The sequence below is a fragment of the Halolamina salina genome, assembly GCF_042678005.1.
Classification (GTDB): Archaea; Halobacteriota; Halobacteria; order Halobacteriales; family Haloferacaceae; genus Halolamina; species Halolamina salina.
On record NZ_JBHUDH010000012.1, the window covers coordinates 1 to 4,736 of the forward strand.

Annotated in this window: 6 protein-coding genes and 1 pseudogene; 6 read left to right on the plus strand and 1 reads right to left on the minus strand. The window is 70.8% G+C overall.

The genetic code is table 11. The features are described from left to right. The 5 genes from ACFR9S_RS01555 to ACFR9S_RS01575 all read left to right on the plus strand — a co-directional run. Positions 1–183 (plus strand): fluoride efflux transporter FluC (locus tag ACFR9S_RS01555; protein ID WP_379817879.1); only part of this gene is annotated, 183 nt, incomplete at its 5' end. Beyond that, the gene (crcB, locus tag ACFR9S_RS01560) at positions 180–536 is read left to right on the plus strand and encodes a fluoride efflux transporter CrcB (protein ID WP_379817881.1); all 357 of its coding nucleotides are present in this window, start codon (positions 180–182) and stop codon (positions 534–536) included. The genes ACFR9S_RS01555 and crcB, both read left to right, overlap by 4 nt. Before the next feature lie 141 nt (positions 537–677). Continuing rightward, the gene (locus ACFR9S_RS01565; protein WP_379817883.1) at positions 678–1,817 is read left to right on the plus strand and encodes an Hsp70 family protein; all 1,140 of its coding nucleotides are present in this window, start codon (positions 678–680) and stop codon (positions 1,815–1,817) included. Then, positions 1,814–2,923 (plus strand): hypothetical protein, encoded by a 1,110-nt coding sequence (locus ACFR9S_RS01570; RefSeq protein WP_379732432.1) that lies wholly within the window; start codon positions 1,814–1,816, stop codon positions 2,921–2,923. Before ACFR9S_RS01565 ends, ACFR9S_RS01570 begins: the two co-directional genes overlap by 4 nt. A gap of 56 nt (positions 2,924–2,979) precedes the next feature. Beyond that, positions 2,980–3,159, plus strand: a complete 180-nt coding sequence (locus ACFR9S_RS01575; protein WP_379817885.1) for a hypothetical protein — start codon at positions 2,980–2,982, stop codon at positions 3,157–3,159. Between the two features lie 6 nt (positions 3,160–3,165). Here ACFR9S_RS01575 and ACFR9S_RS01580 read toward each other — a convergent pair whose 3' ends face one another. Then, the gene (locus ACFR9S_RS01580) at positions 3,166–4,230 is read right to left on the minus strand and encodes a M20/M25/M40 family metallo-hydrolase (RefSeq protein ID WP_379817887.1); all 1,065 of its coding nucleotides are present in this window, start codon (positions 4,228–4,230) and stop codon (positions 3,166–3,168) included. Between the two features lie 113 nt (positions 4,231–4,343). Here ACFR9S_RS01580 and ACFR9S_RS01585 point away from each other — a divergent pair. Then, positions 4,344–4,736 (plus strand): annotated as a pseudogene (locus ACFR9S_RS01585) (hypothetical protein); the annotation flags it as partial.

The following is a 4,736-nucleotide window of genomic DNA, read 5'->3' on the forward strand; positions in this document are numbered from 1 at the left end:
GGGTTTCTCTCCTCCTTCACGACTTACTCGACGTTCGCCGTCGAGTCGGCGACGGCCGGCTCGCACGCTCTCCTGATCGGAAACGTCGTCGCGACCTACGTGTTGGGGTTCGCGGCCGCCGGGGTCGGCCTCGCGCTCGGACGGCGGATCGTCGACCGCGCGGACGGGGGTGAGACAGCGTGAGCCTCCCCGCGCCGCTGCTCGTCGGTCTCGGCGGTGCCCTCGGCGCGACGCTGCGGTACGCAGTCGGGTGTGCGCTGGCGGACGCCGACGCGCCGTTCCCGGCGGCGACGCTCGCGGTCAACGCGCTTGGCACGTTCGCGCTCGGCCTGCTCACGTTCGCCGGTGCGGGAGAGACGGCAGTGCTGCTGTTCGGAACGGGCGTCTGCGGCGCGTTCACGACGTTCTCCTCGTTCTCGGTCGAGACGGTCCGGGCGTGGGAGTCGGGGCGGCGCGGGCTCGCGGCCGGCTACGCGCTCGGGACGCTGCTGCTCGCGGGCGCGGCGCTCGTTGCCGCGTGGCTGCTCGTCGGGTAGCTCGGAGCGGTCCCGTCCCCGCGACCTAACTGACAACTTATTGATTTATCGGCGACGCCCCGTGGCGAATCCGCGGTGTTCAGGGCGTGAGCAATTTGCTCGGGAGGTGACCTATTGGTTTCTACCCATGTACGATCGGGCATGGGACTGTTCAGTCGAGATACCGGTCCGACGCCGACGGCCGCGGGGATGGCGTTCGAGTTCGTCGCGCTCCGCGCCGCGACCGCGTCGGTCGACGACGACTTCGACGACGTTCGACAGTACGCCGGGGGCGAGCCCGTCCCGTTGACGCGGGGCGACGGGGCGAACCCCGACCTGTCGACCGGGTTCGAGGCGGTGATCGAGGGGCTGTTGTTCGACACGCCCGCGGTTGACGTCGAGGACACCCCGGTCGGAGTCGACGTGTCGATCCAGGACGACTTCGACGGGATCGTCGACGCGCTGGCGGGCGAACTGGCCGCCGAACACGAGCAGTGGGACGGCGAGACGGTCGTCGCGGTTCCGGGGCGGTACGTCGACGACGCCGCGAAGCGGCTAGCCCGGCGTGCCGGCGGGTCGCGGGTGGAGCCGGTCAGCCTCGTCCGGACCGACGTGGCGTCCGCGGTCGCCCGCGGGCTGGAGCACGCTCACGGGCGATACCCTCCGGAGCCACACCCGGTCGCGGTCGCCGAGATCGGGCTGTTCGACACCACGACCGCGATCGTGGAGGTCAACGCCGCCGAGGACCGGGTCCGGGTGCAGGACCGGGTCACGGTCGACGGCGGCTCCCAGCTGGTCGACAACATCTTCGCCGAAGAGACCCTCGCCACGGCGCTCGACGTCGACGAGGACGACGTCCCGATCGAGCTGTGGGCGCAGCTCCTCCCGACGGTTCGGGAGGTGCGTGCGGGACTCACCGGGCGAGAGACGGACAAGCTCGCCACCGTCGAGCTCGCGGACACCCAGATCGACGTGCCGGTGTTCGCCGACGCCGTCGAGCGGGAGGTCACCGAGCTCGTCGAGCAGACGGCCCACAACGTGATAACGATGATCGACGACTCCGGCTATCGCTTCGAAGAGATCGGCGCCGTCTGCCTGACCGGGCTCGGCGTCCGGACGCCCGGCGGCGACGCCTACGAGGAGGGCGTTCGCAGCCACCTCGCCGACGAACTGGCCCCGGGCTGGGTCGTCGAGCACCTCAAAACCGGCTCGCGGTACGCCCCCGAGCGGGGCGCGGCACTGATCGCACAGCGGGAACTGGACGATTCGACCGACGCCTTCGACGTGTACGACGACCAATGAGCACTGACCAGACCACGGACGACGGCGGAGCACCGGACGACGACGGGATCGACATCGCCTTCGAGGCGGGGGGAGGCCTCTCCGACGAGGCGGTCGCCGAGGAGATGATCGCGGAGTTCAGCGAGAGCTGGAAGGTCGTCGACGACCTCGACGGGGAGGCTGAGATCCAGAACTTCGAGGAGTGGGACGTCCACAAGAACATCGTCCGCGACCTCGAAGTGACCGAGGACGTCGAGGAACTGGTCGTGCCGCCGAGTAAGGCGCCCTCGGAGGGTGGGGAGTACGTGCGTGCCGCCGAGCGCTACGAGGCGGCGCCGGCGGAGTTCGAGGAGAAGACGGTCGATTTCGTCGACTTCGGCGGCGCGAGGGTCGAGACCTGTACCACCTGCAGCGGGTCCGGCGACGTGACCTGCCCGAAGTGTTCGGGCACGAGGAAGATGAGCTGTCCCACCTGTTCGGGCAGCGGGCGCGAGAGCTGTTCGGCCTGTTCGGGCAGCGGGACGCTCCGGTGTCAGACCTGTGGCGGGAACGGCAGCGTCGGCAGCGGCGACGACGCCAGACAGTGCCGGGACTGCGGCGGCGCCGGGAAGCTGACGTGTCGTGACTGCAACGGCTCCGGCGACTTCCGGTGTTCGAACTGCGGCGGCTCGACGGAGGTCGTCTGTGACCGCTGTGGCGGCAGCGCGACCGTCACCTGTAGCACGTGCGAGGGTGAGCGCGAGGTGTACCGCACGACCCAAGGGACGCTGGAGTTCGAGCCCGACGAGGGGTACAACCTCGACGACGACCGCGGCGCGAAGTTCCGGTGGTTCCGCCACAAGACCGGCGACCGTGTCGACATCGAGACGGTCGCCGACGGCGTCCCCGCCGACCCCGACGACGACGAGCCGACGGTGTACCGTGAGGAGGTAGAGACGCGGGCCATCCGGACCCGGAAGGTGAGCTACGAGTACGACGGCGACAGCTACGAGCTGTTCGACGTGGGCGGGAGCCTCCACGCCGACTCCTACCCGAAGTCCGCGGCCCGGAAGGTCGTCCCGTTCGTCGCGCTGGCGCTGGTGATCGCCCTCGCCGCGGGCGGCTACTACTACTTCGCGGTGATGTAGCGCCGGAGGGTCCCCGGGGACAAACGTTCTTGGACTGCCCGAACCAAGGGGACCGTATGAACCGGGACGGGACGATCCGCGTGGTGTTGGGCCTCCTGATCGTGTTTGGCGGCGCCGGCATCGTCGTCGCCGCCGCGACCGGTGGCGGCACTCACGTCAGCGCGGCCGCCGCCGCCGTCTGTCTGCTGAGCGCTGCCGCGATGGCGTCCACGAGACGGCCCGGATCGACGGAGTGAGCGGCGTCAGATCCGGACTTCGAACGGCGCGTGCTCGCCGGCGCGCTCGGCCATGGCGGCACAGAGATCGGCCACGGCGTCCAGATCCGCCACGTCCACGACCTCGACCGGCGTGTGCATGTAGCGGTTCGGGATGCCGACGTTCAGCGACGGCACGCCGCCCTTCTGGGTGAACACGCCGTCTGCGTCGGTACCGGTACGGCTCCCGGCGGCCTGTAGCTGGTAGTCCACGTCCTCGTCGTCGCCGGACTCGCGGGCCAGTTCCACGAGGTTCGGGTGGTTCGTGCTCCCCCGACCCACGACCGGCCCCTCACCGAGCTCGACGGGGCCGCGCGCGCTGCCGGCCACGTCGGGGTTGTCGGTCGCGTGGGTCACGTCGACGGCGACGTAGGCGTCCGGGTCAACGTCGAAGCCGACCATCCGGGCGCCGTTCAGGCCGACCTCCTCCTGCACCGTCGAGACGGCGTAGACGGTCGCGTCGGCGCCGGCCTCGGCCGCGCGGCGGAGCGCCTCGGCAGCGATCCACGTCCCGGCGCGGTTGTCCACGCCGCGGGCCGCGATGCGACCGTTCGCCAGCTCCTCGACCTCCGAGGAGAACGTCACCGGGTCGCCGATCGACACGAGCTCCTCGGCGTCGTCGTCGTCCTCGGCGCCCACGTCGACGAACTGCTCGCTGATGTCCTCGTACTCCTCGTCGCCCTGCCGCAGGTGGATCGCGGTCTGTCCGATCACGCCCTGTACAGGCCCGTCGTCGGCGTGGACCGTGACGTGCTGGCCCTTCGACACCGTGCGGTCCGAGCCGCCCACGCGGCTGATCCGGAGGAACCCATCGTCGAGGATGTCCCGGACGATGAACCCGATCTCGTCGGCGTGGCCGCCCACGGCGAACTCGGTGTCGACGGCCGAGTCGCCCTCGTGGACCGCGACCGCGTTCCCGTACGGGCCGGTCTCGACGCGGTCGGCGAACTGGGAGACGTAGTCGACCCAGACTCGCTGGCCGCGCGTCTCGAACCCGGAGGGGCTCGGCGTCGTGAGCAGTTCGTCGAGGAACGCCCGCTGGCTGTCGTCCATGGCCCGACCGTCGGCGCCGAACCAAATGAGTCCGACGGTGGGGGACGCCCCCGCCGGTTGGGCGACGGTCACGCTCGCCAACAACTAAGGCAGAGTGCCCCGAACCGGGGAGTATGCGCCCCGATCGACCGTCCCTCCAGTCGGTCACCGACACGGCCGTCTCTACGCTGGCGTTGCTCGTACAACGGCTGCTCGACGCCGCCGTCACGACGTACCGCTTCCTCCGGCGACTGCTCCGCCGCGTGCTCCGCCGCAGCCGCGAGCTGTGGAGCCGCGGGCGGCGGCGCGCCGGCGAACTGCTCTCCGGCCCCGCAAAGCGGTTCGTGACCGGGCCGCTCCGGGCGGTCCTGCTCGGGCGCCGGACCGACCTCTCGCTGCTCGTCGTGCTGGCGAGCCCGGCGCTCGCGCTCGCCGTCGCGTGGTGGGTCGGGTCGGCGGTCGGCTACGAGTCCGTCGTCGCCTCCGTTCGCGGGACGTGGCTCGGCACCGACCCCTCGCTCTCGGTG